This is a genomic window from Anaerococcus jeddahensis (assembly GCF_001182725.1).
GTDB classification, from domain to species: Bacteria; Bacillota; Clostridia; order Tissierellales; family Peptoniphilaceae; genus Anaerococcus; species Anaerococcus jeddahensis.
In genome coordinates this window covers 121,862-148,544 of sequence record NZ_CWHU01000005.1, presented here as the reverse complement: position 1 = coordinate 148,544, position 26,683 = coordinate 121,862, and the positions used below count along the sequence as shown (strand labels likewise).

The 26,683-nt window shown below is 29.2% G+C and carries 26 protein-coding genes; 7 read left to right on the top strand and 19 right to left on the bottom strand.

From position 1 onward, the window contains the following. Window positions 1–24: 24 nt before the first annotated feature. From rpsJ to BN2087_RS03720, 11 genes are all read right to left on the bottom strand, one after another. Window positions 25–333 (bottom strand): 30S ribosomal protein S10, encoded by a 309-nt coding sequence (rpsJ, locus tag BN2087_RS03770; RefSeq protein ID WP_004815458.1) that lies wholly within the window; start codon window positions 331–333, stop codon window positions 25–27. 398 nt (window positions 334–731) lie between these two features. After that, complete coding sequence (locus tag BN2087_RS03765; protein WP_049690542.1) at window positions 732–3,383, bottom strand: coiled-coil domain-containing protein; 2,652 nt, start codon at window positions 3,381–3,383, stop codon at window positions 732–734. A 170-nt stretch (window positions 3,384–3,553) separates the two neighbouring features. Then, window positions 3,554–4,201: a Crp/Fnr family transcriptional regulator gene (locus BN2087_RS03760; RefSeq protein ID WP_049691426.1), complete on the bottom strand. Its 648-nt coding sequence runs from the start codon at window positions 4,199–4,201 to the stop codon at window positions 3,554–3,556. Between the two features lie 83 nt (window positions 4,202–4,284). Further along, window positions 4,285–4,539: a putative Se/S carrier protein gene (locus tag BN2087_RS03755; protein WP_049690541.1), complete on the bottom strand. Its 255-nt coding sequence runs from the start codon at window positions 4,537–4,539 to the stop codon at window positions 4,285–4,287. Further along, entirely contained in the window at window positions 4,539–5,813 is a 1,275-nt protein-coding gene (locus BN2087_RS03750; protein ID WP_049690540.1) for a double-cubane-cluster-containing anaerobic reductase, read from the bottom strand. Before BN2087_RS03750 ends, BN2087_RS03755 begins: the two co-directional genes overlap by 1 nt. Next, the gene (locus tag BN2087_RS03745; RefSeq protein WP_049690539.1) at window positions 5,814–6,551 is read right to left on the bottom strand and encodes a hypothetical protein; all 738 of its coding nucleotides are present in this window, start codon (window positions 6,549–6,551) and stop codon (window positions 5,814–5,816) included. It abuts the gene before it with no gap. Beyond that, complete coding sequence (locus BN2087_RS03740; protein WP_049690538.1) at window positions 6,548–7,294, bottom strand: acyl-CoA dehydratase activase; 747 nt, start codon at window positions 7,292–7,294, stop codon at window positions 6,548–6,550. The genes BN2087_RS03745 and BN2087_RS03740 overlap by 4 nt, the downstream gene beginning before the upstream one ends. Window positions 7,295–7,475: 181 nt before the next feature. Then, window positions 7,476–9,092, bottom strand: coding sequence for a hydroxylamine reductase (hcp, locus tag BN2087_RS03735; protein WP_049690537.1), 1,617 nt, complete (start codon window positions 9,090–9,092; stop codon window positions 7,476–7,478). Between the two features lie 92 nt (window positions 9,093–9,184). After that, the gene (locus tag BN2087_RS03730; protein WP_082144173.1) at window positions 9,185–10,663 is read right to left on the bottom strand and encodes a hypothetical protein; all 1,479 of its coding nucleotides are present in this window, start codon (window positions 10,661–10,663) and stop codon (window positions 9,185–9,187) included. A gap of 107 nt (window positions 10,664–10,770) precedes the next feature. After that, window positions 10,771–11,901, bottom strand: a complete 1,131-nt coding sequence (gene nagA, locus BN2087_RS03725) for an N-acetylglucosamine-6-phosphate deacetylase (protein ID WP_049690536.1) — start codon at window positions 11,899–11,901, stop codon at window positions 10,771–10,773. Then, window positions 11,888–13,366 carry a PTS transporter subunit EIIC gene (locus tag BN2087_RS03720; protein WP_049690535.1) on the bottom strand — a complete coding sequence of 493 codons (1,479 nt, stop codon included), beginning with the start codon at window positions 13,364–13,366 and terminating at the stop codon, window positions 11,888–11,890. The genes nagA and BN2087_RS03720 overlap by 14 nt, the downstream gene beginning before the upstream one ends. Before the next feature lie 291 nt (window positions 13,367–13,657). Here BN2087_RS03720 and BN2087_RS03715 point away from each other — a divergent pair, with 291 nt between their 5' ends. The 5 genes from BN2087_RS03715 (at window position 13,658) to ald (ending at window position 19,511) form a co-directional block, all read left to right on the top strand. Further along, window positions 13,658–14,488 (top strand): PRD domain-containing protein, encoded by an 831-nt coding sequence (locus tag BN2087_RS03715; protein WP_049690534.1) that lies wholly within the window; start codon window positions 13,658–13,660, stop codon window positions 14,486–14,488. 24 nt (window positions 14,489–14,512) lie between these two features. Next, window positions 14,513–16,072 carry a PTS transporter subunit EIIC gene (locus tag BN2087_RS03710; protein WP_049690533.1) on the top strand — a complete coding sequence of 520 codons (1,560 nt, stop codon included), beginning with the start codon at window positions 14,513–14,515 and terminating at the stop codon, window positions 16,070–16,072. Between the two features lie 10 nt (window positions 16,073–16,082). Then, window positions 16,083–17,417 carry a 6-phospho-alpha-glucosidase gene (locus BN2087_RS03705; RefSeq protein WP_049690532.1) on the top strand — a complete coding sequence of 445 codons (1,335 nt, stop codon included), beginning with the start codon at window positions 16,083–16,085 and terminating at the stop codon, window positions 17,415–17,417. A gap of 104 nt (window positions 17,418–17,521) precedes the next feature. Next, window positions 17,522–18,334: a Cof-type HAD-IIB family hydrolase gene (locus BN2087_RS03700; protein WP_049690531.1), complete on the top strand. Its 813-nt coding sequence runs from the start codon at window positions 17,522–17,524 to the stop codon at window positions 18,332–18,334. Between the two features lie 64 nt (window positions 18,335–18,398). Further along, window positions 18,399–19,511 carry an alanine dehydrogenase gene (ald, locus tag BN2087_RS03695; RefSeq protein WP_049690530.1) on the top strand — a complete coding sequence of 371 codons (1,113 nt, stop codon included), beginning with the start codon at window positions 18,399–18,401 and terminating at the stop codon, window positions 19,509–19,511. A 23-nt stretch (window positions 19,512–19,534) separates the two neighbouring features. On the opposite strand, the gene BN2087_RS03690 is transcribed toward ald, so the two are convergent. From BN2087_RS03690 to fsa, 3 genes are read right to left on the bottom strand one after another with little or no spacing between them, the layout of a single operon-like run. Continuing rightward, window positions 19,535–19,870 carry an SdpI family protein gene (locus tag BN2087_RS03690; RefSeq protein ID WP_049690529.1) on the bottom strand — a complete coding sequence of 112 codons (336 nt, stop codon included), beginning with the start codon at window positions 19,868–19,870 and terminating at the stop codon, window positions 19,535–19,537. A gap of 40 nt (window positions 19,871–19,910) precedes the next feature. Beyond that, window positions 19,911–20,246: a PfkB family carbohydrate kinase gene (locus tag BN2087_RS03685; RefSeq protein ID WP_049690528.1), complete on the bottom strand. Its 336-nt coding sequence runs from the start codon at window positions 20,244–20,246 to the stop codon at window positions 19,911–19,913. 55 nt (window positions 20,247–20,301) lie between these two features. After that, window positions 20,302–20,949 (bottom strand): fructose-6-phosphate aldolase, encoded by a 648-nt coding sequence (gene fsa / locus BN2087_RS03680; RefSeq protein WP_049690527.1) that lies wholly within the window; start codon window positions 20,947–20,949, stop codon window positions 20,302–20,304. Between the two features lie 116 nt (window positions 20,950–21,065). Between fsa and BN2087_RS03675 the strand changes: the two genes are divergently transcribed. Both BN2087_RS03675 and BN2087_RS03670 read left to right on the top strand, forming a co-directional pair. Then, window positions 21,066–21,554 carry a dihydrofolate reductase gene (locus BN2087_RS03675; RefSeq protein WP_049690526.1) on the top strand — a complete coding sequence of 163 codons (489 nt, stop codon included), beginning with the start codon at window positions 21,066–21,068 and terminating at the stop codon, window positions 21,552–21,554. After that, a complete protein-coding gene (locus tag BN2087_RS03670) occupies window positions 21,551–21,790 on the top strand; it encodes a hypothetical protein (protein ID WP_049690525.1) in 240 nt (79 codons plus the stop codon). The genes BN2087_RS03675 and BN2087_RS03670 overlap by 4 nt, the downstream gene beginning before the upstream one ends. A gap of 21 nt (window positions 21,791–21,811) precedes the next feature. Here BN2087_RS03670 and BN2087_RS03665 read toward each other — a convergent pair whose 3' ends face one another. The 5 genes from BN2087_RS03665 to BN2087_RS03645 all read right to left on the bottom strand — a co-directional run bounded on the left by BN2087_RS03665 (window position 21,812) and on the right by BN2087_RS03645 (window position 26,672). Continuing rightward, a complete protein-coding gene (locus BN2087_RS03665) occupies window positions 21,812–23,032 on the bottom strand; it encodes a diphosphate--fructose-6-phosphate 1-phosphotransferase (protein WP_049690524.1) in 1,221 nt (406 codons plus the stop codon). A gap of 273 nt (window positions 23,033–23,305) precedes the next feature. Further along, on the bottom strand, window positions 23,306–23,902 hold the full coding sequence (locus BN2087_RS03660; protein WP_049690523.1) for an HD domain-containing protein: 597 nt from the start codon (window positions 23,900–23,902) through the stop codon (window positions 23,306–23,308). Then, window positions 23,895–24,593 carry an acyl-[acyl-carrier-protein] thioesterase gene (locus tag BN2087_RS03655; protein ID WP_049690522.1) on the bottom strand — a complete coding sequence of 233 codons (699 nt, stop codon included), beginning with the start codon at window positions 24,591–24,593 and terminating at the stop codon, window positions 23,895–23,897. Before BN2087_RS03655 ends, BN2087_RS03660 begins: the two co-directional genes overlap by 8 nt. A gap of 1 nt (window position 24,594) precedes the next feature. Continuing rightward, on the bottom strand, window positions 24,595–26,229 hold the full coding sequence (locus BN2087_RS03650) for an ABC1 kinase family protein (protein ID WP_049690521.1): 1,635 nt from the start codon (window positions 26,227–26,229) through the stop codon (window positions 24,595–24,597). Between the two features lie 2 nt (window positions 26,230–26,231). Further along, the gene (locus BN2087_RS03645; protein ID WP_049690520.1) at window positions 26,232–26,672 is read right to left on the bottom strand and encodes a deoxycytidylate deaminase; all 441 of its coding nucleotides are present in this window, start codon (window positions 26,670–26,672) and stop codon (window positions 26,232–26,234) included. Window positions 26,673–26,683: the final 11 nt, after the last annotated feature.

The window sequence follows — 26,683 nt, the reverse complement described above, 5'->3', positions numbered from 1 at the left end:
TTGGAAAACCTTCAATCATTCTAATTACAGTTTTATTTCTATGTCAACACCAGCTGGTAAATTCAATTTCTTTAGAGAATCTAAAGTTTTTGCATTTGGTCCAATGATGTCGATTAATCTTTTGTGTGTTCTTTGTTCAAACTGTTCTCTTGAGTCTTTGTATTTGTGAACCGCACGAAGTATTGTTATAACTTCTTTTTCTGTTGGTAATGGAATTGGTCCACTTACTTTTGCTCCTGATCTTTTTACCGCTTCAACGATTTTTTCTGCAGAGCTGTCAATTATTTCATGATCATATGCTCTTAGTCTAATTCTTATCTTTTGATTAGCCATTTTTCCTCCTTTTGATGTGCCACCCTACCGGGCGTTTAATTATATTTGGAAAGCACTAGAGATTATTCTCTAGCTTGCTTGGTGGAAATTACCTTCCACATCTGGCTTAAGTGTGAAAGCAACCTCCCACTTCATAGCACTTAAGTATGATACAACAAATCATAAGAAAAATCAAGTAAATTTAACATTTTTTTTAAATTTTAAAAAATTTCTTTTCGATTTTTGCATCAATCTTGTATATTATATACTCTTAATTTAAATTTTTCAAATATTTCTTAAAATTTTTTTTATTTTTTTCTAGTTGTGTATTTAAATCTTATTAATAAAAAAATAAAAAATGTCAGAATTAGATTCAATTCCAATTCTGACATTTTCTTTTTAAAAATTAATATATAATTTTATTTTTCTTTCTTTTTTAATAAAGCTGTTGCGAATGTACTCATTAGTCCAATTAGCATTGGTGCCAATGAAGCATTAACGCTTGTATTTGGATTTTCACTATATGATTTATCAACTTTATTTGCTACTCTAGTTGATTTTAATTCTTTCCATACAGCTTCTAATTTTATATTTTTATCTAGTTTTAATTTTTGACCTGGATAATAAATTTTATTTCCATATCTCCAATATAAGAACTTATATCCTGCTTTACTAGGTCTTTTTAAAACTACATATTTTGCTTCGTCTTCTTTTTTGAATTTTTCGAATATTTCTTTAGCATCTATATACTTTTCTAGTGCTTTAGCATATACTGCTTTTGCCTCTTCAAGATCTTTTGATGATGATAAAGTTTTTTCTTTAGCATCTTTTAGTTTATCTTCTAAGCTTAATAATTCTTTTTCATATTTTTCTTTATCTGCTAATAAATTTTTGATGTAATCAAATTCTTCATAAGATTTAGAATCATTTAAATCAACTAAATGTGATTTTTCAAGTAATTCTTTAGCTTTTTCTAATTTTTCTTTTGTACTTGCTATTTCTATTTCTAATTTTTTAGAATTATTTATATTTTCTTCTAATTCATTTTTGGCTTCAGTTAGTTCTTTTTGTGCTTGATTAAAGACAGCTAATGCACTTAGATAAGGTTTGAATTCAGCATTTACGCTTTCTAAATCCTCTTTTGCTTTTTGATATTTAGCCTTGCTAGAATTTAGGTTTTCTTGTGATGCTTCTTTTTCTTTTGTTTTTTGGTCGATTTGATTTTTCAAATCTTCTCTTTCTTTATCTAAATTTTCAAGTCTTTTTTGATTTGCTTTTAATACTTTTTTATTTTCAGTGTTTTCTTTTACTAATGGATCAATTTGTCCATTAAGATCAGCTATATTTGACTTAACATTTGCTATTTCAGCTTCTTTTGCACTTAATTTATTTTTTAAATCATCTATTGTACTTTGAACATTTTTAATTTTTTGTAAAAGATTTTTGTCTTGAATTGTCTCTGCTTTAATCTTTTTCTCTAAATTATTTATATAAGTTTTTAGACGATTTTCATATTCACCTATTGAGTAAGTTTTTTGGTTTGCTTGTTTATTAAATACTGATGATGCAACGCCTTGACCTATAGCATAACCTGCGCTTTTTGTTGGATTTTGACCCTTAAAGAAATATCCCAAATCTGCCATTTGTGCATAGTGCCAAATTGTATAACTATTTCCAAGTTTTTCTCTAACTTTCTTATCTAAATCATTAATATTAGTATTTACTTCATTTTTATACTTATCAAAATAAGCTTTTTCTTCATCCCACCAAAATTCGATTGACCTATCTGGATCATATGCCCAAGCTCCCCAAGTTAAGTTTTCATTTTGTGGGTGGATTTTAGCGTGGACTTTTTTGTAATCTTCACCATATTTATCCAAAATAACTCTAGTGTAATTTGCATTAGCTTGAGCTACTGCCATATCATAATCGCTTACTCTTAATTTATTAAGTTCTCTACCTTTGTAGCCCTTGGCATTTTGTCTTTTTGCATTTACTTTTTTAAGAGCCTCAAGTGAATCCAACATATTATAAAGATCTCTTGAATCATTTTCGTGATAATCTTTATTTGCATCTAAGTATATTTTTGAATTCCACTTATTTTTGCTAGCATTAGGCAATTTTTTAAATACATCTATAGCTTGTTGGGATCCATTTTGTCTGAAAAATCCAATAGATCCTTCTTTCCATTGTTTAATTGCTTCAGATTTTTGTTTTTCTGTAACAGAATTTTTAGCTTGTTTTTGTAAATCTTCTAATTCTTTTTGTCTAGAATTTAGTTGATCTTTTATAGTTTTTGCATCAGAATTTAATGAATTTAAAGTACTTTCTTCTTTTGCTTTATTTTTTTCTAAAACGCTTATTGTAGAATCATTATTTTCTACTCTATTTTTTAATAATTTATTTTCTGCTTTAAAATTATTTAATTCTTCTAATTCTTTGTTTTTTTCTTCTAAAGCATTTGTCTTTTCTTTATAATCATTTTCAGCTTTAGTTTTATTTTCTTCTGAAGCTTTTAAATTTTCATCTGCTTTGTTTATTTTTTCTTCAGCATCTGGATTTTTTTCTTTTTCTAAGTCTAGATTACTTTTTGCTGTATTTTCTGCTTGAGCTTTTTCACTAACATTTTTTTCTGACTTTTCTGTTAATACTTTTGTATTTTCAAGATCTTTTTCTTTATTACTTAAGTCAGTTTTTGTATCTTCTACATTTTTTTCTTGAATTTTAGTGTTATCTTCTACAGCAGTTTCTAATTTTTTATCTGTTGCTTCTAGATTTTTTGCTGTTTCTTCTTTACCATTTTGTAAACTTTGTTCATCTTTACTTGCTTGTTCATTTGCTTTTTGACTATCTTTTAAATTTTCATTAGCTTTATCGTATTCTTCTTTAGCTTTATTATAGTTTACTTCAGCTTCCTTAACGTTTTTTGGATTTTCTTTGTTACTTTTAACATTGCTTTCTACACTTGCAGGTGCTGTGGAATCAGCTAAAGAAACTTTATTTGCCTGTAATAAAACTGTTGTTGATATAGCCATAGCCAAGGCTATCTTTTTAATATTTTCTGTTTTCATAATATCTCTACTTTCTCCGTATTTTCCCTTTAAATATTGTTACAACTTAGTAACTAAATTTTATCAAATTTTCAAAATAAATACAACTATTTATTTTAAATTAAAAAAATATATGATTTTAAATTAAAATTTTGTAATTAATTTTACAAAAAAATATTAATATTTAATACTTATAACATTTCTTTTAAAAGTTTAGCATCTAAAATTACAATCTCTTTGCCCTTAATTTTTATAATATTTTCATCAGCCATGTTTGATAATTCTCTTGAAAGTGATGGTCTGGTTGTTGATAGAAAATCTGCTAGTTCTTCTCTTGTTTGGTCCAAATTTACTTTTCCATTTTCTTCTTCTATTAATAGGAAATTTGAAATTTTTTGTCTTAGGGTAAATTGAGTGCTTATTTGGTTTTTTTGGCTTAATATTAGGCATTTTTTGCTTATTAAGTTTATATAATTTATTAGAAATGATTTAGGCATTGATTCGTTTATTAATTTTCTAAAATCTTTTATTACAATTAATTTTGATTTTTTTTGAACATAGGCTGAAAAATCGTAGGCTTCTTCAAGATAGGCATAGACTTCTCCAAAAATTGCTTTTTGATTAAATGTTTGAATTATTGATCTTTTGCCGTTTGAGTCAAATTTAGCAACTAATATTGATCCTTCTTCTAGAAAATATAGGTCTTTTTTTATATCGCCTTGGTTAAAGATATAGGATCCTTTTTCATATATTTTTTCCTCCTTTTTTATATTTTCTTTTAAAATTTCCAAGTCTTTTTCAGATAAATTTTTAAATAAGGGTATTTGTCTTAAGTCCATTTTTTCACCTCTATTTAAATTATATCTTATATTAATTTTTTTCAAATTAAAAAGTGATGAGGATTTTTTCCTCACCACTTTGTTCATAGAAATTTATTTCTTTTTGTATCAAAATCTAATTCTGATTTATAAATTTCATCAATTTTTATATTATTTTCTTTTGCCAAGGGCTCAATTTTTTCAATATCTTCCTTATTATATATATAAACTGAAACGCCACAAGCATGACTTGCCTCTCTTGGTGTTGGGGCAAGGGTTGCTTTTATTTTTTCTTTTCTCAAAATTTGCAATAAATTTGTGGCTATGCTTGCATTTTCTACTAGGATAAAATATTTCATTAGTCAAGCATTTCTATAAATGCACCAATTCTTGTTTTTAATTGTTCTGCATCTTCGTCTGTGTAGTCTGTTTCTATTCCTATGCAAGGAATATTTTCTTCTTTTAATCTTTTTTCTACAAAATATCCTTCTGTATCATAAATATTACAGAATTTAAGGTTGATATCTATTACTCCATCGGCATTGTATTCGTGATAAAGTCTTATTATATCGTCAATTCTCGATGTGTTTGGTGTAAAGCAAGCGCAATTTATGCTTCCTAAATATCTTTTTGCAAGATTTTTAACTTCTGTATCTAAATCTCCCTTGGTTTCGTCAACTGGATTTTCTATATATCTAATTCCTGTACACAATTCTTCTCCAACTACTGCCCCGCCGTTTGTTTCAATTATTTGATGTAATTTCCAGTTTGGAATTGAAAGTGGTGTTCCTGTAAGAAGAATTCTTTTTGTTCCTTTTTCAAATACATTTACATTTTCCTTAACTCTTTGGTCAAGTTCATCGCAAAGCTCGTTTACTTTTTGTGTAAATCTTACTGGATCATCAAAAAATGAAATTTGAGTTATAAGAAGAGTATCTCTTCCTGAAATTGGAACATTATCAAGTTTTCTAAAATCATAAAGTCTTTGCATAGCACGTCTTTTGTTATTTATCATTACAATTGCATCGTGCAAATTTTCTGCTGTAACTTTATTTCCTGTTAGCTCTTCAAGCCTATCTATGTATAATTTGATTTCTTTTTCCCATTTTTTGAAATCTTCATCCCTTTTCATTTGTGGGATATCCATTATGTACATTGGAGCATCTTCTGCCAAAATTTCCCAAGCTTTTTTCTTGCCGTCACAAGTTGTTTCTCCAACAAATAAATCTGCTATCCTAAAAAATGGGCAAGTTCTATCAAATCTTGCACCAAGTGATGCCTTTATCAAAGGACAAGTTGCTGTTGGTAATTTTTTCTCTCCACCTGGAACCCAAAATTGTGATCCTGAGCAAAGTCCTGTAGAAATTCCGTTTGCTGCCCAAACAACTTCTTCTGGAACGTGGATACAAAAACTTCCTATAACTTTTTGTCCATTTTTTTGAGCCTCAATCAATTCAGCAGGTCTTACTCCGTGAATATCTGCTGTAACTGCATTAAAATAATCCATTTTTTCTGGTCTATTTTCTTGTGATAAAAAAACATCTCCAAAAGCTTGTGGCAAAGCCTCGCACAATAAATCGTGCTTATCAAGATTCATACTCAAATCGTCCCACATTTTATGATTTTTATCCATTTATTTCTCCTTATATGTTAAGATTTCATCCGCCTCGTATATACATTTTTCAAAAGTAAAATCAGGATTTTTTGACCTTACAATTTTATAATCTCCAGAAATTTTTTTGTAAATTTTTTCGCTTACTCCATAGGCACAAGTTGCTTTTATAATTTTTCTCTCAGTTTTTTTCTTATCGAATTTTGTCCTTACTTTTTCAAGAAAAGAAATTCTTTCATCCAAATTATTGATAAATCTTATATAAAATTCTAATTTAAAAAGCAAGTCCCCACTAATATTACTTTCTTCCAAGTCCTTCAATAATTTTTTAATTTTCTCAAGTTTCTTCTGACTTTCTTTATAAATTTTTTCATCAAATTTTATTCCATCAAGATTTTCAAGATATGATTTTAGGTCATCTTCGTAAACCACATCTTTTTCACTATAATCTTTCAAAAATTTATTAAATTTCTCGCAATAAGTATCGACTACAAAGAATTTTGAAGCATATATGAGAGGGCATTTTTTTGTTTTTAGATAGGCTATTGTAGAATTTATTGGATCGCAAATATTATCTAGTTTAAAATAATCAAATATGTAACTGTCTAGTCCAATGATTGGATAGACAATAAAACCGTACGAAATCAAAAGCGCTTCAACTTTATCGGAAAAAACTCCAACTACATTGTCCTTTTCCATTTTTGCATAAATTGCATCTACATAAGCATCTCTCCTGAAATCTTCTAGTTTGGTTTTCATAAAATAGCAGCTCCAATCGCTCCGGCAAACCTTCCATCAGGATGACTTTGAACATCCACATCAAGTTTTTCTTCCAAACATTTCATTATATAGTCATTGTTAGAAAAACCACCTGTAAGAAAATATCCGTCATCAGATTTTTTTTGGGCAAGTTTTGAAACTTTTGAAACTATAGAATTTATAACTCCACTTGCTATATCTTCTCTTTTTGTTCCCTTTCCCATCAAAGAAACAACTTCAGATTCCGCAAAAACCGTACAAGTTGAAGAAAGTTCTATGTCCTTTCCATTTTTTGCCATTTTGAAAAATTCATCCAAATCAAGGCCAAGCCTATTTGCCATAACTTCCAAAAATTTCCCAGTTCCAGCCGAACACTTATCATTCATCAAAAAATCCACGACTCTTTCTTCATTTTGAACAATGATTTTTGTATCTTGTCCTCCAATGTCGATTACAGTTTTATCTTTTGATCCCAAAAAATGTGCTCCTTTGCCGTGGGCAGTAATTTCTGTGATAACCTTGTCCGCAAAGTCTACTGCAATTCTTCCATAACCTGTAGCAGTAATATGACTTTCCTTTCTGTCATAACCCAAATTTTCTAATTTTTCGATTATTTTCCTACCAGTTTCCTTGCTATTCCATCCACTGCTTATAACTTCTTTATAAAGTATTTTATTTTTTTCATTATTTAGAACAACATATTTACTAGCTGTTGATCCAATATCTATTCCAATATAATACATATTAACCTCTCATGTGTTACATGATAACATAGGCTGAAAACTATTTCAAAATTTCTAATTTATTTTTTCACAAATGAATTTTCCTTTTATATTTAGAAAAATAAAAATAAATTTTCAAAAAAATCCCCAAAATTATTAATTTCGGGGATGTATAAATTTATTTTCTCTTTAATTTTTATTTTTATGCTGTCATTTCTTCCAAATCTTTTTCTACACTTGAAATTGGTGATATATTGAAATTTTCTACCAAGAAATTTACTACAGTTTCTGACAAGAAAGCTGGAAGTGTTGGTCCAAGATGGATATTTTTTACTCCTAGACTTAACAAAGCTAATAAAACTATTACAGCTTTTTGCTCATACCAAGCTATATTAAATTCAAGTGGCAAATCATTTACTGATTCAAGGCCAAAGGCATCTTGTAATAACAAGGCAGTTTTTACTAAAGAATATGAATCGTTACATTGACCGGCATCTAAAACTCTTGGAATTCCATTTATATCACCAAGATTTAATTTGTTGTACCTATATTTTGCACAACCAGCTGTCAAAATAACATAATCTTTTGGTAGTTTTTCTGCAAATTCTGTGTAATATGATCTATCTTTGTGTCTTCCGTCACATCCTGCCATTACAACAAATTTTTTAATATTTCCAGCCTTGATTTCTTTTACCACATCACCAGCAAGAGCTTCAACTTGGTTGTGGGCAAAACCTCCAACAATTTTTGTATTTTCTAAATTTTCTGGAGCTTTGCATGATTTTGCAAGTTCAATTATTTCTGAAAAATCTTTGTGACCATTTTCATCCGCTTCTATGTGTTTTGCACCAGGATATCCTGCATTTCCTGTTGTAAATAATCTATCGAGATAGTCATTATCTTTTTTAAGTGGAACTATACAATTTGTTGTCATCAAAATTGGTCCATTAAATTTTTGAAATTCTTCATTTTGACTCCACCAAGAATTTCCATAATTTCCATGGAAATGATCGTATTTTTTAAATTTTGGATAATAGTTTGCAGGAAGCATTTCTGAATGAGTGTAAATATCTATTCCCAAACCTTTTGTTTGTTCAAGTAACATTTCCATATCATTTAAATCGTGACCTGAAATTAAAATTCCTGGATTTTTCCCAGCAGAAAAATCAACTTCAGTGATTTCTGGATTTCCAAATTTTTCTGTATTAGCCTTATCCAATGTTTCCATTGCCATTAAACCATGTTTTCCAGTTTCCATGGTTAAATCAATTAAATCATTAATATCTTTATCATCTTTTAAAGTTTTTTCCAAAGTTTTGGAGATAAATTTATCAACTTCTTCATTTCTATAACCCAAAACATTTGCGTGATGGTTATAAGCTGCCATTCCTTTTAAGCCATAAGTTACAAGTTCTACCAAAGATCTTTCATCTTCATTTACTATATTTAAAACTCCAACTTCGATAGCTTTTCTTTTTAGCTCATCCCTATCATCTGTTGTATATTTTGCCGCAGCTGATAAATTTTCAAGCTTATTTTCCTTGATTAATTCATCTTTTGCCTTAATAGTTTCTTCTACCTTGTCTAAAATATCCTCTTCATCAAAATTTGCATTTGTAATTGTTACAAACATATTATTTGAAATTAAATCATAATATTTTGAATCGACATTTTGAATTTTATTTAAAACTTCAGCTAGTCCTTTTGTAACATAAATTAACAAGTCTTGGCTGTTTGCAGTATTTTCATCTTTTCCACAAACTCCAACTTTTGTACAGCCCTTGTTGCCAGCTGTTTCTTGACATTGAAAACAAAACATAATAAAATCCTTTCTTTTTATTCTTTCTTCTTACAATCCTATAATACTAGAAATATTTTTTTTAATCGGTAACCTATGTTACAAATTAAAAATTATTTTTTATCTTCAAGTTTTTTAAGATGAGCCTTGGCAGCTTTAATATATTCTTCCATAACTTTTATTCTTGCATATTTTTTAGAATTTCCCTCAACAATTATCCAAGGAGCATAGCTGACACTGGTTCTTTCAAGCATTTCATTCATAGCCTCAATATAATCATCCCATTTGTCCCTGTTTCTCCAGTCCTCATCTGTGATTTTATATTGTTTATCAGGATCTCTTTGCCTATCCTTAAATCTTTTTAATTGTTCATCCTTATCAATTGTTACAAAAAATTTCAAAACCAAAGACCCATGGTCATAAATTTGCTTTTCCATATCAAGGATTTCTCCATAGGCCCTGTCCCATTCATTGGTTTTGGCAAAACCTTCAACTCTTTCAACCATAACTCTTCCATACCAAGACCTTGAAAAAATTCCCACATAACCATCTCTAGGAAGCTTTGTGAAAAATCTCCACAAATAATTTCTTGATAGTTCTTCCTTTGATGGAGCTGAAATTCCGTGAACACTGTAGAGTCTTGGATCAACTTCTTTAATTAATCTTTCAATAGCTCCATCTTTTCCAGCAGCATCAACCCCCTCAAAAACCAAAACTTGGCTGATACCCTTTTGGTAAAATTTGTACATTAATTTAGCAACTTCATCTTGTAGCTTGTCCTTTTTTTCCTGATACTTTTCATCAGAAATAGATTTAGACAGATCAATATTTTGTAAAATACTTGAAGAAGAAATATAATCTCTCTCTACATTTTCATTTTCTTCCCTTTGTCTTATAATTCTTTCCATCCCTTGGCTGATCCTATCAAGAGCAAGACCCAAAACTTCCTTACTAGCAGCTTTTTTGTCATTAGAATCGACTATATCCCATCTTGCATAAGAAAAATCACTAGCATCTAAAGTTTTTTTGAAATGCTTTTCATAATCCTTGTAATTTTTTTGTTGGTCTAAATCCAAACCATCAATATAAAAATCTTCCTTATAAGAATCTTCCAGCTTCTCAATTCTTTTTGCCTGTTCTTTTTTATCAACATTTAAGAAAAATTTCAAAATAATAGTTTGGTCATCAAAAAGGGCCTTCTCAATAGATTTTATAGAATCAATTCTTTTTTGAATTTGTTTGTCAGACAAATTTTTCTTTTCAAAAATTTTATAATAAAAAGACCTATCAAAAATTTTAATCCTTCCCTTTTCAGGAACATTTATCCAAAATTTTCTAATAAAAGGGTATTTATCATCATAAGATTCATCCTTATCAAAAACTTCAACATCAAAATTTTTAGCAGCAAAGTCACGGCACAAGTCTTTAATAACAAAACCACGCCCAGAAGATTCCCATCCATCAACAATAATTAAAATCGGAATATCCAAATCATTACAAATCCTTGAAACTCTCCCAAGCCTTTCCGCAAGCTCAGAACGCTTAAAATCTTGAAATTTCATTTTCCTATCAACACTAATTAAATTTCCCATAAAATCACCTCTTTTGTATTTATTACCCTAATTCTCCTTGATTTTTTTAAAAACTCAAAAAAAGACTGCTGTAAAATCAAAATAAATTTTACAACAGCCGTATTTTATTATTTCCCATTTATAAGAGTTTTTTTCAAATTGAAATTATTATCAAAAACATTTATATCGGCAATATAATTTTCTTTTATCTTTCCAATATTTCTTAAACCTAATCTTCTAGCAGGATTTACACAGGCCATTTTCACTACATCTTCAAACTTAGCATCTGTATACTTCAATACATTTTTTACACATTCAATAAAAGTCATAGGCTTACCTGGAAGCCTGTTTTGACCGTAATAATCTGTATAAGCAAAACCATCAATAAAATTAATTTTTTTGCCGCCATAATTATATTCACCATTTTTAAGTCCTTTTAAGGTCAAAGCATCAGTTGCTATTATCATTTTATCTGGCCCTTTTAGTTTATAGGTAAAATTCCAAACTTTTGGAGAAATAGAAAAAGTATCAAAACCTACCATTTCTACAAAAATTTTTTCATTGTATAAACTTTCTCCAATAATACCTATATCTCTGTGATGAAATCCTCTCATTGCGTTATATAAATGAGTTACTTGATCTAGACCATACTTTTCAATCTCAACCATATCCTCTTCTTTTGCATTTGTGTGTCCCGCTGAAGCTATGATATTATTCTCTATTAAAAAACTTACCAGTTCTTTTGCCCCTTTTAATTCCGGAGCCAAGGTAATTAATGAAATATTATTTCTAGAAGCTTTTATAAAATCTTTCATTAATGATATATCGGGATCTAGAGTTAATTCATCATCCATCACACCACTTTTATCTTTACTTAAAAATGGTCCCTCCATGTGAATTCCCAAAATTTTTGTTCCAAAATTATTTTCATTTTCAATGTAAGATGAAATATTTTTCAAAGAACTTAAAATATTTTCTTTTCTAGAAAGTCCAATAGTTGCAAGCATCGAACTAATACCTTCACTTGCTTGATTAATTTGTAATTTTTTAATATCATCAATTGAAGCATCAATATAATCGATCCCATAACCACCATGGTTATGAATATCTATAAAGCCAGGAGCTATAATATCTTCACAATTTACCTTATCCAATTTTTTTATCTTTTTTATTTTATTATTTTCAATTTCAACTTTACAATTTTCAATTATTTCATCACCTGTATAAAGTTTTTTTGCAAAAAGTTTACTTGATATCATTTAAATCTGTAGTTCCTTTCTCTACAACTTTTTCTTCACTTAGTAATGGTTGAATTTCATTTGCCAATTGTTCTACCTCTAAGCCTATCACAAGATGAACATTGTTATTTGACATTTTCATAACTTCGATTACCCCAATTTCTTTTAGTTTTTTAGCATCTAATTTTGACATATCTTTCAATTTGATTCTTAATCTTGTGATACAATTTTCAAATTCAACTATATTTTCTCTTCCTCCAACATATTTAAGAATTGAAGACGCCTTATCAGATAAACTAACGTCCTTATTAACACTAGTTATAGTTTCATCTTCTCTGCCCGGAGTTTTTATATCAAGTTTAATAATCAAAAATCTGAAAATGAAATAATAAAGCAAGAACAATACAATTCCAATAGGAATAATTAATAGAGGTTTAGTAGCTTTATTAAATTGTAAGAAATAGTCAATAATACCAGATCCACCAACTCCAATAATTTTTGCTCCAAATATTTTACAAATAACATTTGAAAATCCAGTTAAACTTGCATGCACCAAAAATAAAATTGGTGAAACAAACATAAATGAAAATTCTACAGGCTCAGTTATTCCAGTTAAAAAAGCAGTAAATGCTGCGCCTAATAACAATCCCTTAACTCTTTTTTTATTTTTTTCATAAGCTGTTGAATACATTGCAAAAGCAGCTCCAGGAAGGCCAAACATCATCATTGGAAACATACCAGAGACAAAAGATCCTGCTGTTGGATCGCCTGCGAAAAATCTAGGGATTTCACCAGTAAAATTTGCAAATTCTTTTAAAGTGGAAGGCAATTGCATTTGAATATATGTCGCAAGTATGTGATGAAGACCTGTAGGAATTAGTAGCCTATTTAAAAATCCAAAAATAAAAGGTCCCATAGACATAGTTCCAATATTTTTTCCTAAAGAAAGTATACCCTCATCAAGGGTTGGAAAAATATAGGATAATATCCAAGACACAATGATTGCAAAAAATGAAGACATAATAATTACAAGTCTTCTCCCACCAAAAAATGCTAGAGCAGATGGCAAAGCTTTGTCTTTAAATTTATTGTAAGAAATTCCCGCAACAAGCCCTGCGATAATACCAATTAAAATATTTGATTCAACATTACTAACCGCAACTCTGCCAAATGAATTAAACCCAGTTTTATCAATTTCTCTTAAAGTATGAATTAAAATATTATAAGCTATAACTGAAGCAACCCCAGCCGCAATATGTTTATCTCTTGTAATTCCGCCTGCAACCGATACCGCAAAAATTAATGGCAAAATTGCAAATATCGTCCAAGCTGCTTCCTTTAAAAAAGGAATATTAAATAAATCATCACTAGCAAGCCTATTTAAGATTGCAGCCGCAGGCATTGCTGAAATAGCCAACAACATAGATCTACCAAATATTTGAAGTCCATTTGAGGCCTTAGAAAATACGCTATTATTTTTTTCCATAAAAATCTCCTTAATATATACAAATTAGATTTATGACTTTCATTAAATACCAATTTTTTTAAGTCATAATTATCAAATCACCCTTTTATATATTACTTACCCAAAAAAATTTATCGTTAGTATAAATTAAATTTTTAAACAACATCTTGACAAAATTAAAAATGCCTTATATAATTTAACCAATGAAACGTTTTCAATGGATAGTTACTATTGAATTAGGCTAAACCAAACGAGGCTATCACGAGATAGCTTTGTTTGGTTTTTTTTATTAAAATTTGAGATGGTACCGTTATGAAAATATATAAGATTATTAACAACAACATAATTAGCGCTAAAGACGAAAACGAACTAGAAGTAATCCTTATGGGAAAAGGCTTAGGATTTAATAAAAAGAAAGGAGATTTAGTAGAAAAAGAAAAGATAGAAAAAACTTATCATTTAGATAATAAAACTCATCTAGAAAGACTTATTAATCTTTTATCCTCAATTCCAATTGAACACATTGACTTGTGTCTTGACATTGTCTCACACATTCAAGATAAATTTGACTATAAGTTAAACGAAAATATTTACATAAGTCTTACTGACCACATTTCTTTTGCAATAAAAAGAAGAGAGAAAGGTTATAACTTTACCAATCCTCTCTTGCATGAGGTAAGAAATATTTACAAACAAGAATTTGAATTAGGCTTATATGCTGTAAATTATCTAAATAAAAATTTGAATATTAACTTTGATGAACACGAAGCAAGTTCAATTGCATTACACATTGTAGACGCTGAATATGATAGAAATCCTTCAGAAATTGTATCTCAAATCGAAGATATAAAAGAGATAATTAAAATTATATATGAAGGCCAAATGTCAGAAAATTTATATGGAAAAGATTACGTCTTGTATGACTATATAAATAAATTTATTACAAGAATCAAAGAAGGAAAGCAAAAAAATATCAATGATAAAAAGCTATATTATTTTATAAGAAGTAATTATAAAAAAGATTTTATAACTACGCTTTCTATTGTGAGTTTTGTAGAAAATAAATATAAAATTATAGTCACTGATGAAGAAAAAACTATGCTAACTTTACTAATTAACAGAAAAAGAAATACTAATCAATAAAAAGTAATTGTCAAGGAGGGAAAAATGACTTTTAAAGACAAAATGAAAATGGGCGTGCAGGATTTTGCCCATGCTATGCTACAACCTGTGTTTTTTCTAGTAATTCCAGGTTTATTAATCGCACTTTGTTCAATTTTACAACTTAATTTTATGCCAGAAGCAATAAGAAATACGGGAAACTTTATTTTTACAACTTTCTTATTAGGAAATATTTCACAATTATCCGTTATTTTTTGTGTAGGTCTTAGTGCTGGACTTGCAAAAAAGAACAAGGGACAAGCTGCTGTAGTTGGGCTTTTAAGCTTTCTAATTTTTATTACAGCAAATAATCTATGGCTAAAAGGACACGACATGCTTGCAACAGCGGATCCAGAATTTGGACTTTCAGGAACTGGTCAAACTTTAGTTTTAGGTGTTCAAAGTTTGGATATGGGAGTATTTTCTGGAATACTTTTAGGATGTATCACAGGATATATTTTTAACAAATATTCAGAAGTAGAATTTCCAGTTTCATTAAGTATTTATGGCGGACCAAGATTTGCATATTTAATTGTTGCTGCAGTTGATATTGTTCTTGCAATAGTTCTTTCATATGTATGGCCTGTTGTAAATAATGGAATTAATTCAATTACAAATATAATGTCAAATACAGGAGTATTTGGTTTATATATCTACGGATTTTTAAATAGATTTTTAATCCCTACCGGACTTCACCACTTAGTTTACATGCCATTTATGTACACAAGTATCGGTGGAACAGCAAAAATCGCTGGAGAAGTTATTCAAGGTGCTGATCCAATTTGGTTTGCTCAAATGGGAATCGCTCATAATTTAACAAGTATAAATGAAGCTGCAAGATATATGAACTGGGGTTTTTCAAAAATATTTGGTTGTATAGGAATAGCACTCGCCTTTATTAAAACTGCAAAACCAGAAAACAAGGCAAGAACAAAAGCATTTATTATCCCTACATTATTAACAGCTGTTTTATCAGGAATCACAGAACCATTTGAATTTGCTTTCTTATTTATTTCACCATTATTATGGTTAATCCACTCCCTACTTGATGGATTATTCCAAATATTAATTTACTTATCAGGTGCTAGAGTTTGCCTTACAGGTGGAGTTATAGATTTAGTTACGAAAAATATTGTTATGCCAATAGGTCTTACAAAATTATGGATAGTTCCAATAATAGGACTTATAGGGACAGCTACTTGGTATTTCTTATTCGTTTATTTTATAAAAAAATTAGATTTAAAAACACCAGGTAGAGAAGATACTGATGAATTAAAATCAGATGAAACAAACGCAGATTACGGTGCTATCGCCCAAGATGACAATGATCCAATGTATATAGTTGAGGGCTTAGGAGGTGAGGATAATATAGATTCATTAGATTCTTGCTTTACAAGATTAAGAATCAATGTAAAAGACCCTAGCTTAATTGATAAAGATATAATAAACAAATACCCTAACAGTGGAATTGTTCACAAAGAAGGACAACAACACATACAAGTAGTAATTGGAATGAATGTTGCAAAAGTTAAAGATCAAATTTTAAGTAGAGTTCACATAGACTAAAGGAGTAAAAATGAAAAAATATAATGTAGTAATAGTTGGTGGTGGAAGTAGATATACACCAGGAATTTTAAGAATGTTAGTTTCACAAAAAGAAAGATTTCCAATAGGAAGATTGGTTCTTTATGATATAGAAAAAGACAGACAAGAAAAAATCGGTCAATACGGAGATATTTTATTTAAAGAATACTATCCAGAACTTGATGAATTTATTTATACAACAGACAAAGAGGAAGCCTACAAAGATTTAGACTTTGCCTTTGTACAAATTAGAGCTGGAAGATTAAAAATGAGAGAACAAGACGAAAAAATTGCCCTAAGACATAATTGTATAGGTCAAGAAACTTGTGGACCAGGTGGATTTGCTTATGGGATGAGATCAGTTCCAGCTATGATTGAAATAATAAAAGATATTAGAAAATATTCAAAAGATGCTTGGATTTTAAATTATTCAAACCCTGCAGCAATAGTAGCAGAAGCAACAAAAAGAGTATTCAAAGATGACAATAAAATTATAAATATTTGTGACATGCCAGTAGGAATAATGGCAAGTTATGCGAAAATTTTAGGGCTTGATTATCATGACCTTGAACCAAGATATTTCGGTCTAAACCATTTTGGTTGGTTTACAAATGTTTTAAACAAAGAAACCGGAGAAGACTACCTACCAAAACTTAGAGAAATTTTAAAAACACCACATGATTTAGTAGAAGAAGGAAGCGACCAATCATGGAAAGATACCTTCACTTTCATGAGCAAAATGATAAAAGATTCAGATGAATATTTACCAAACACTTACCTACAATATTACCTCTACCCTCAACATATTTTGAAAAATGAAAATCCAGAATATACAAGAGCAAATGAAGTAATGGATGGAAATGAAAAACAAGTTCATGAAATGTGCGATAAGGTAATTGAGCTTGGCAAAATAAAAGGAACAGAATTTGAACCAGATCCAAATAGTATGGACGGCCACGCAGGATATATTGTAGACCTTGCCTATGCAATTTCAAACAATACTGGTGAAATATTCTTGTGCATGCACGAAAATAATGGAACAATAGAAAACTTAAGCTCTGGAATGATGCTAGAATCTCCAGTAAGAGTTGGAATCAATGGAGTTGAACCAATAACAGTTGGACCAGTAAAAACTTTCTACAAGGGACTTCTTGAAAATCAATATGCTTACGAAAAACTAACAGTTGATGCAAACCTCGAAGGATCATATCAAAAAGCAGTTCAAGCTTTGACATTAAACAGAGTTGTAGATGATTTTGATAAGGCAAAAGACTTACTTGATGATTATATAAAAGTAAACAAAGATTATTGGCCAGAATTAAATTAAAAATAGAATTTAAAAAAGCGTGGATAAATTTATTCACGCTTTTTTCTTTTTGAATAAAAAAAATTATCTAATATAATTATAAAAGAATAGAAAAAGGAGTTAATATGAAAAAAATTATTGCAGTTGATATTGATGGAACTTTATTAAATTCTAAAAGAGAAATTACTGAAAAAACAAAAAATGCCCTAATCAAGGCTCAAAAACTTGGTCATATTGTTGTTATTGCATCTGGTCGTGATCCGCTTGGGGTTTTGCCTTTTGCTGATATTTTGGAATTTGAAAAGTATGGTGGTCTTCTTTCTAATTTTAATGGGGGAAGAATTACAGATTATAAAACAAAAGAAGTGATTATTAATCATCCTATGGATATTAATCTTGCAAAAGAAATTTTGCAATTTGCTGAAAAAAATCTTAAAATGCACTACATCCTCTACACTGACGATTGTGTTGTCACAAGTTCAGAGGAAACTTATACTTTAAAAGAAATTTGCGATAAGGCCTTTACTCATTATAAAGTTATTGACGACTTGGCATATAGTTTGGACTTTGCTCCAAATAAAATTTTATTTTCTCAAGATCCAAAATTTATTGATGAGGATGCAAAAAAATTAAAGGATAATTTTTTTGATAAAACTGCCCAAGTTAAGTCTACCCCATATTTTTATGAAATTATGCCAAAAGGAATCGACAAGGGTGGAAGTTTAAATGAAATCGCCAAATATTTTAATATGGATTTGAAAGATGTTATTGCTTTTGGTGATGAAGAAAACGACCTTACCATGATTGAGATGGCAGGTGCCGGTGTTGTTATGGGAAATGGAACTGATTTTATGAAAGAAAAAGCTGATTTTATTACTAAATCAAATGATGAGGACGGAATAGCTTATTATTTGGAAAATTTTGTTTTTAATAAATAATAATATTTTTATTTCATTTTGGGTATATTTTATTTGAGATGTTTCTAGTATATAAGGAGGAAATATGATAATAGGTGTACCAAAAGAGATTAAAGACCAAGAATCAAGAGTTGCAACCGTACCAGGTGCTGTTGCTGAGCTTGTAAAAGCTGGTAATGAAGTTATTATTGAAAATAATGCCGGTTTAAATTCTGGTATTGAAAATAAGGATTACGAAGCTGTAGGAGCAAAAATTGTAGATTCTGCCAAAGAAGTTTGGGAAAATGCTGATATAATTTACAAAGTCAAAGAACCATTAAAGGAAGAATATAAATATTTAAGAGAAGGTTTAATTTTATATACCTACCTTCACCTTGCAAGTAATGAAGAATTAGCAAAAGAATTGGCAGAAAAAAAAGTTACTGCAATTGGATATGAAACTGTAAAACTTGACAATAAGCTTCCTCTTTTAACCCCAATGAGTGAGATTGCAGGAAGAATGGCTGTTCAAGAAGGGGCAAGATATTTGACAAAACCTGAAGGCGGCAGAGGAATTTTACTTCAAGGAGTTCCAGGAGTTAGACCTGCTCACGTAGTAATTGTTGGTGCAGGAACTGTTGGAACTGGAGCTACAAAAATTGCCGTTGGTATGGGAGCAAGAGTTACAGTTTTGGATGTAAATATCGAAGCTTTAAGTCACCTTCAAGATATTCTCCCAGATAAAATTGAAACAGTTTATTCAAACCCAATAAATATTGAAGAATCTGTAAGAGATGCTGACCTAGTTATTTCTACAGTTTTAATTCCAGGAAGACGTGCTCCACAACTTATAAAAGAAGATATGGTAAAACAAATGAAAGAAGGATCAGTAATAGTCGACGTTGCAATTGACCAAGGTGGTTCAACAGATATTACAAAAAGTCACGCAACAAGTCTTTCCGATCCAATTTTTGTAAAACACGGAGTAATCCACTACGCAGTTGCAAATATACCAGGAGCTGTAGCAATCACATCAACTTACGCCCTATCAAATGCAACAACAAGATATATAAAAACAATAGCAAATCTAGGACTAAAAAGTGCCTGCGAAAAATCACCAGAATTAATTTCAGGCATAAACACCTACGACGGATACGTTACAAACGAAGGTGTTGCAGAAGATACAGGCTTGGAATATAAAGAATTAAATATTAAATAATAAAAAAAATAATGGATATAAATTTATCCATTATTTTTTTTGTACAATTTTATTTCAGTCAATACGCTCACCATAATCAAAAAGAAAATTTGTATTCCAGTTAAAATCAAGACGATTTTGTCATTTAAATCATATTTATAAATAACAAAAAGGGTCATTACCATACTAATTATCCCAAAAATTAAAGAAAGCTTTCCCGCATAATTATTTGCGAATTTCCAATTTTTTTCACTTTCCATAGAAAGTCGAGTTCTAAAACCTGACCATCGATTTATTTTTTTATTTGCCTTATATTTTAGGAAAAAATACATAAAAAAGAAGGCAATTGGCATTATCAAACTAATAATTAATAAATACATATATCCTCCAAAATTATTTTTATCTATCCATAATATTCCATTAATTAAAATCCAAAAATTTAAAATTTTTTATATCATCAATATTTGGTATTGAATCTTGAGAGCCATTTTTTGTGTTTTTTTGTGATTTTTCTAAAAAATTAGTACTTATTCCATTATCTTCTAATATTTTTTTTATAAATTCTCCATCTTGTCCATATTTTCCTGCATGGTAGACATTTTCGTTGACCTTGCTTAGGGCTATGGATTGGTTCAGGCCTTTTCCACCAGGACTTTTGGTGAAATTTGTTGAAGATATTGTCTCGCCCGGCCTTACTATATGGTCAACTTTAAAATTTAAATCTATATTAACCGATCCAAAATTTAATATTTTCATTCATACCTCCTAAAGAAAAAGTGTTGCAAAATTTTTGTTTTGCAACACCGAATTCTTATCTTTTTATAAAAGCTTCCCAATCTTTTTTGAAATTTTCTATTCCTTGGCTAGTTAGTGGATGGGTCCATAATTTTTCAAATAAATTTCCTGGAATTGTTGCTATGTGAGCTCCTGCCAAAGCTGCATCTTCTAGATGTTTATTTGTTCTAATTGATGCTGCTATAATTTCTGCTTTTAATCCATAATTATCGAGAACTTGTTTTAAATTATAAATTAACTCTCCCCCATCTTCTCCCATATCATCGATTCTTCCTACAAATGGAGAAATGTATGTTGCTCCAGCTTTTGCTGCCATTAGTCCTTGGCTTAGAGAAAAAATTAGGGTGCAATTTGTTTTTATTCCCTTTTTTGAAAGGGTATTGATAGCCTTTAATCCCTCTTCTGTCATAGGAATTTTTACCACAATATTTTCTGCCCATTTTGAAATTTCTAAAGCTTCTTTTACCATTTCTTCGTAATCATAACTTGTTACTTCTGCAGAAATTGGTCCGTCAACTATTGATGCAATTTCTGTCACGACTTCTTTAAAATCTCTTCCTTCTTTTTTTATAAGTGATGGATTTGTTGTAACTCCGTCACAAAGTCCTAAATCATTTATTCTTTTTATTTGATCAACGTTTGCAGTATCTAGAAAAAATTTCATTTTTACTCCTTTAAAATTTTAATTACTACTTTTTTTATACCCCAAATAATTTTAAAATTTAATTTTTATCTTAAAAATGATAAAATTAAATTAATAAGTAAATTCAAGGAGTTTTTATGAAAATAATTTTGGCGGTTGATAGAGAATTTGGGATTGGAAAGGATAACAAACTTCTTTTTCATATAAAAAAAGATTTGGCTCATTTTAAAAAATTAACCTTAAATAATATTGTTATTATGGGAAGAAAAACTTATGAATCCATGAATGGAGCTCTTCCTAACAGGGAAAATTTAGTTTTAACTAGGAATGAAAGTTTAAAACTTGATGATGCCTTAGTTTTTAATAAGGTGGAAAATCTTTTGAAATATTTGGATGAGAATAAAAATGATAGGGAAGTTTTTGTTATTGGTGGAAATCAAATTGTTGATTTGCTTTTACCTTTTTGTGACCAAGCAATTTTGACAAAAATTGATAAGAAAAAAGATGCAGATACTTTTCTTCATAATTTTGATGAGGATGAAGATTTCGAAGTCTTTGATGAATCTGAAGATTTTTTTGAAAATGATACAAAATTTAAATATGTAGATTATAGGAGAAAAAAATGATTGAAATTTATGTAAGCTCACTTTGTCCAGATTGTACAGAAATTATTAAAAATTATAAGGAAAATCCTGAGGATTTTGAAAATGTTGACTTAATTGATATTACAAAATCGATGGCAAATCTAAAAAAATTTTTCTCCTACAGAGACCACAAAGATGAGTTTAAAGAAAAAATTGAAACTGGTCAAGTTGGGATTCCTGTAAAAATTATTGATGGAAAAGATATTATTTTTATGTAAAAAAGACCCGGTCGGGTCTTTTTATTTTGTAAAATCTTCTAATTTTATATAATCAAAAATTCCATCTGTAAATTCTTGATTTATCTCACCCTTTATTAATGGCAAGGTGTATGCTGTGATTTTTTCTTTTAAAATTTCTCTTGATTTTAGCCAGGCTTCCGGAATTTTCTTCTCTTTGTTTGCTATATTTGATGGACTTGTTGTTGAATATCTTACTTTGTATTCTTTTTTCTCTTCTCTTTTTAAAATCGGAACTATATTTGTTTGATTTTTTCCTTCTTTTATAGCAAGATATCCCAATTCATATGCTTCGTCTGAATCGGTTTTTGAAATTAAAAAGCTTGTTCTTTGAACAATATTTAATTCAACTGAACGAGTTTTTACCTTTAATTTATCGTGAATATAATCTGAAATTTTTAGGCCAATTCCTGCAATTATTGGATGGTTAAAGCCCTTGTCGAAGGATTTTTCGCTTTCATTTTCAAGTTTTCCATCTTTATCCATAAATCCTTCTGAAACAGCAATTACTAAATTGTTATCTTCCTTGAATTTTTCTTCTATTTCTTTTTCTATATCATCCAAAGATTTTGAATCTTCTGGAAGATAAACTAAATTTACTATATCTTTTTTTCTTTTATAATTTGCAAGATAAGAAGTTGCAGTTAGCCAGCCCGCATTTCTTCCCATAATTTCCACAAAGGTAATTGATTTTATTGGATAAATATCGCAATCTAGCCTAATTTGTCTTAGGGCAGTATTTACAAATTTTGATGCAGAAGCAAATCCTGGTGAATGATCCATTTCACAAAGATCATTGTCAATTGTTTTTGGACAACCAACCACATTTATCCAATCAATTTTATTTTTTTCTATGTATGAATTAAGTTTCATAACTGTATCCATCGAATCATTTCCACCAATATAGACAAAAGTTGAAATTTCATATTTTTTCAAGTTTTCAAAGATTTTTTTATATTGGTCATCTTCCAAATTATCACTTAATTTAAAACGACAAGATCCAAGAATTGAAGATGGTCTTTTTTTAAGCCTATCATTTGCCTTTTCTTTTTCAAATAAATCTTTGTCAACACACTTTATATTTTCATGTAAAAGTCCCTCAATTCCATTTAAAGAAACATATACATTTTCAAAATCAAAATCAATCCCAGCTTGGATAGCTCCAGCCAAAGATGAGTTAATAACTGCAGTAGGTCCACCTGACTGCCCAATAAGACAATTCATAAATCCTCCTAAATTTTTGATACCTATATATATTACCATTTTCTTAGATTTTTGAAAATTTTTGTTAATAAATTAAGATTTTTTACAAAAATTTCAGACTGTTGACAAACTAAAAATAATATCCATTTCGAGCGAACGTAGTGAGTCGAGAAATCTCATGAGATCTCTCCATGCGTTCGTTTCACTCACTTAGTCGAGATGGTGCGTAGCTTAATTTTTATTATAAAATAAATTGTTAGCTAAAATCATACTTTGTCTACGCTCTGAGATTTTTTACAAAAATTTATTTACATAATATTCTATAGGATTTTTCAATTTATTTTCAAAATATTTTTCGTACTCTATTAATTTTTTTAATCTTTCATCTTCAAAAGGAATTTTTCCGTATTTTTCTTTTAAAATTTCTTGTTTTTTCTCACTTCCAAGGTAATTATCAGTAATAGAATTGTCCAAAACTTGGATTAATTTGTCATAATCGGTGTAAGAGTAAGACAAAAGTAAATTTTTTATTGTAATAATATCTTTTTCTTTCAAATTCATCTCTCCAAGGTATGAATTTATATCTTTAAGGATAAAAGAGTGGCTTATGGCAATTTTTGCTGGAAAAAAATAGCTTTCATTTCTTAAAATATGAAAAGATCTTAAATTATTTTCTAATCCATTTTTCTTTTCTTTTTTTCCAATATCAAAAAGTGACCCACAAGCAAAGGCTATGTCCTCATCAAGACCCAATTCTTTTCCAATAATTTTGGCACTTTTTCCAATAATTTTTGACCTTGTAACCCAAGGACCCAAATTTTTATTATCCTCTATCAAATAAAAATTTATCTTGTCCTTGTTTGGAATATTTCCATAATTTTCTTTATACATTTCTAAGTCCTAGATTTCCATAAGTGTAAATTTTTCCATCACCATCAACAAATCTGTAGAAAATTTCATTTTCTTTTTGAGATTTTTGCCCAAAAATATATTTTTTATCCCTAATTTCATTTTTGTAAACTATATTTATAAATTCTATATCTTGGTCTTTGACATTTGAAATTTCTCCCAACAAATCCATGTAGGCTGCATTATTTACATGATAATTTGAGTCTATGTCTGTCATTCTTATTTGAATTTTTTCTAAATCTCCAAAATTTTCCACGTATTTATGGGATTTTTCTTTATAAATCGGATTTTCTTTTTGGTAAGCTTTTGCAATTTCTTTTGGAATTTTTATTGGACGCATTTTTTTAAGGTCAAATAATAAAAATACACAAAAAGATTCGACTATAATTTCCCCATCTTTTTCAATAATAAAGTTTCTGTAGGCATAAAATTTATTCATATCAATGGCAAAGGTTGTAATTTTTATTTTATCTTTTTCCCTAATCGGTTTTTTTATTTTTATATCCCAAGAATATACTACCCACCTTTTATCTTCCATTATTTTTTCATCTTCAACTTCTTTCGCCTGGTCAAAAGAAACTTCAAACATCAAAGATAAAAGATATTTATTTTTCAAATATCCCTCACTGTTTGCGAGAAATCTTCCTATTTCAAACTCTTTACTTTTTCTCATTTTATTCCTTTCTAAATAAATTTTTCATTATGGCAAAAATCGTAAAAAATCCAATACTAAGGCTTGCAATTAAAATCGCCTTTAAAATATTTTTATCAAAATCTAAAAGGGCAAGGCTTAAAAGTGAAAATCCTATAATAATTGAAAGTCCAAGAAAAACTAGGGCCTGGCTTTTTTGATTTTCAATTTTTTCGTAAGATTTTCTTTCTTCCTCGCTTTTTTGGTCGATAATCCTAAAATCTCCTCTTGCAAGTTGCCTTAAAATATTTAAACTTGTTTGAGGAAATTCTTTTATTAAAGAATAGGTATCATAAATTTTTGGTCTTATCCTATCAAAAACCAAATCTGGACTAAAAATTTTAAAAACCATAGATTTTGCAATTGGAAGGGCAAGTTCTAGGAAGGATTCCTTGTAAACTAATTTTTCGATTAAGCCTTCCAAAATTAGGACAGTTTTCCCAAAATTTGTAAGCTCTGATGGAATTTTTATTGAATAGTCTACCAAAAGCGTATAAAAATCCCTAAATAAATCCGCAAGTTTCATTTGATTTAGGCTCATAACCATGTACTTATCCAAAAGTTTTTGAATTCTTTTTTCAAAATCTCCAATTTTTTTGGAATCAAATTCCAAAAGTCCCATGCCAATTATGGCATCAGTTATGAGTTTTACCTCATTAAAACTTGCACCCAAAAATATTTTCATCATTTGATAACGGTAATTTTCTGATAGATTTCCAACGATTCCAAAATCTAAAAGATAGATTTTTAAATTTTTATCGACAAAAATATTTCCAGGATGGGGATCGGCGTGAAAATATCCATAAGTAAACATTTGATTTACATAGGCACCTATGATTTTTTCCGCCAAATCTTTTCTAATATCTGACCTTTTTTCATAGACTGACCTGATGGATTCACCATCTATAAATTCCATGGTCAAAACTTTTTTGCTTGAATATGAATCGTAGACGTCGGGACAAAGAAGGTCCTTTTTTTGAACATTTAATTTTCTATATTTTTTGATATTATTTTTTTCAATTTCAAAGTCAATTTCCCTGTTTAAAGAAATAGCAAATTCTTCAATAATTTCTCCAAGATTAAAAGATTTTATCCCTTCAAGCTTTATTTCGAGCTTTTTATAAAGGTCTTTCATTATTTTTAGGTCTTCTTTTACATTTTTTTCCAAATCTTTTCTTTGAATTTTTACAACAACCTTTCTTTCAAGGGAGCCGACCTTGATTGTTGCCAAATGAGTTTGAGCCATTGATCCAGAAGCTAGAGGTTTTTTTTCAAATTTATCAAAAACATCATAAATATCCTTGGAAAATTCCCCATAAAAAACTTCCTTGATGTTTTCAAAATCTTCTTCCTTTACATCATCTTGCAATTTTTCAAGCTCTAAAATTATATTTTCAGGAAATATATCCCTTCTTGTAGATAATAATTGACCAAATTTTACAAAAACCGGCCCCAAATCTTCAAACAAACTCCTTAATTTTTGACCAAATTTACTTTCAATATCAAGAATTTCTTTGGAATTTTCTCCCCTGTTTTTTAAAAGTTTTCTTATTTCAAAAATTAAGTCTGGGCTTAAAAATTTTTTTATTATCTCAAGTTTTCTTTTTCTATATCCCATTTCTAATCTCTATTTTCTATTTTTTCAAATTTAATTTTATTTTTCTCCAAAAGTTCAATCGCATAAGGATCAACCCTGTAATCATTTGAATAATAAATTTCCTTAATTCCTGCTTGAATCAAAGATTTTGTACAATTTAGGCAAGGAAAATGAGTTACATAACAAATTGAATTTTTGACAGAAATTCCTTCCTTGGCACAATATAAAAGTGCATTCATTTCCGCATGAATTGTCGCAATACAATGACCATCTCTCATAGTATGGCCAACCTCATCACAATGAGGATTTCCCTTTATAGATCCGTTGTAGCCTGTAGAAATTATCCTATTTTCACTATTAACAAGAACACAACCAACATAAGCCCTGTCACAAGTTCCCCTAAGAGCAACCATGTGGGCAAGTTTTATAAAATATTGGTTCCAAGTTAGCCTATCTTTTGCCATAAATTCACTCC

Bases quoted from the DNA above. Each gene is read 5' to 3' on its own strand.
- rpsJ (WP_004815458.1), bottom strand. From the start codon at position 333: ATGGCTAATCAAAAGATAAGAATTAGACTAAGAGCATATGATCATGAA.
- BN2087_RS03765 (WP_049690542.1), bottom strand. From the start codon at position 3,383: ATGAAAACAGAAAATATTAAAAAGATAGCCTTGGCTATGGCTATATCA.
- BN2087_RS03760 (WP_049691426.1), bottom strand. From the start codon at position 4,201: ATGGACTTAAGACAAATACCCTTATTTAAAAATTTATCTGAAAAAGAC.
- BN2087_RS03755 (WP_049690541.1), bottom strand. From the start codon at position 4,539: ATGAAATATTTTATCCTAGTAGAAAATGCAAGCATAGCCACAAATTTA.
- BN2087_RS03750 (WP_049690540.1), bottom strand. From the start codon at position 5,813: ATGGATAAAAATCATAAAATGTGGGACGATTTGAGTATGAATCTTGAT.
- BN2087_RS03745 (WP_049690539.1), bottom strand. From the start codon at position 6,551: ATGAAAACCAAACTAGAAGATTTCAGGAGAGATGCTTATGTAGATGCA.
- BN2087_RS03740 (WP_049690538.1), bottom strand. From the start codon at position 7,294: ATGTATTATATTGGAATAGATATTGGATCAACAGCTAGTAAATATGTT.
- hcp (WP_049690537.1), bottom strand. From the start codon at position 9,092: ATGTTTTGTTTTCAATGTCAAGAAACAGCTGGCAACAAGGGCTGTACA.
- BN2087_RS03730 (WP_082144173.1), bottom strand. From the start codon at position 10,663: ATGGGAAATTTAATTAGTGTTGATAGGAAAATGAAATTTCAAGATTTT.
- nagA (WP_049690536.1), bottom strand. From the start codon at position 11,901: ATGATATCAAGTAAACTTTTTGCAAAAAAACTTTATACAGGTGATGAA.
- BN2087_RS03720 (WP_049690535.1), bottom strand. From the start codon at position 13,366: ATGGAAAAAAATAATAGCGTATTTTCTAAGGCCTCAAATGGACTTCAA.
- BN2087_RS03715 (WP_049690534.1), top strand. From the start codon at position 13,658: ATGAAAATATATAAGATTATTAACAACAACATAATTAGCGCTAAAGAC.
- BN2087_RS03710 (WP_049690533.1), top strand. From the start codon at position 14,513: ATGACTTTTAAAGACAAAATGAAAATGGGCGTGCAGGATTTTGCCCAT.
- BN2087_RS03705 (WP_049690532.1), top strand. From the start codon at position 16,083: ATGAAAAAATATAATGTAGTAATAGTTGGTGGTGGAAGTAGATATACA.
- BN2087_RS03700 (WP_049690531.1), top strand. From the start codon at position 17,522: ATGAAAAAAATTATTGCAGTTGATATTGATGGAACTTTATTAAATTCT.
- ald (WP_049690530.1), top strand. From the start codon at position 18,399: ATGATAATAGGTGTACCAAAAGAGATTAAAGACCAAGAATCAAGAGTT.
- BN2087_RS03690 (WP_049690529.1), bottom strand. From the start codon at position 19,870: ATGTATTTATTAATTATTAGTTTGATAATGCCAATTGCCTTCTTTTTT.
- BN2087_RS03685 (WP_049690528.1), bottom strand. From the start codon at position 20,246: ATGAAAATATTAAATTTTGGATCGGTTAATATAGATTTAAATTTTAAA.
- fsa (WP_049690527.1), bottom strand. From the start codon at position 20,949: ATGAAATTTTTTCTAGATACTGCAAACGTTGATCAAATAAAAAGAATA.
- BN2087_RS03675 (WP_049690526.1), top strand. From the start codon at position 21,066: ATGAAAATAATTTTGGCGGTTGATAGAGAATTTGGGATTGGAAAGGAT.
- BN2087_RS03670 (WP_049690525.1), top strand. From the start codon at position 21,551: ATGATTGAAATTTATGTAAGCTCACTTTGTCCAGATTGTACAGAAATT.
- BN2087_RS03665 (WP_049690524.1), bottom strand. From the start codon at position 23,032: ATGAATTGTCTTATTGGGCAGTCAGGTGGACCTACTGCAGTTATTAAC.
- BN2087_RS03660 (WP_049690523.1), bottom strand. From the start codon at position 23,902: ATGTATAAAGAAAATTATGGAAATATTCCAAACAAGGACAAGATAAAT.
- BN2087_RS03655 (WP_049690522.1), bottom strand. From the start codon at position 24,593: ATGAGAAAAAGTAAAGAGTTTGAAATAGGAAGATTTCTCGCAAACAGT.
- BN2087_RS03650 (WP_049690521.1), bottom strand. From the start codon at position 26,229: ATGGGATATAGAAAAAGAAAACTTGAGATAATAAAAAAATTTTTAAGC.
- BN2087_RS03645 (WP_049690520.1), bottom strand. From the start codon at position 26,672: ATGGCAAAAGATAGGCTAACTTGGAACCAATATTTTATAAAACTTGCC.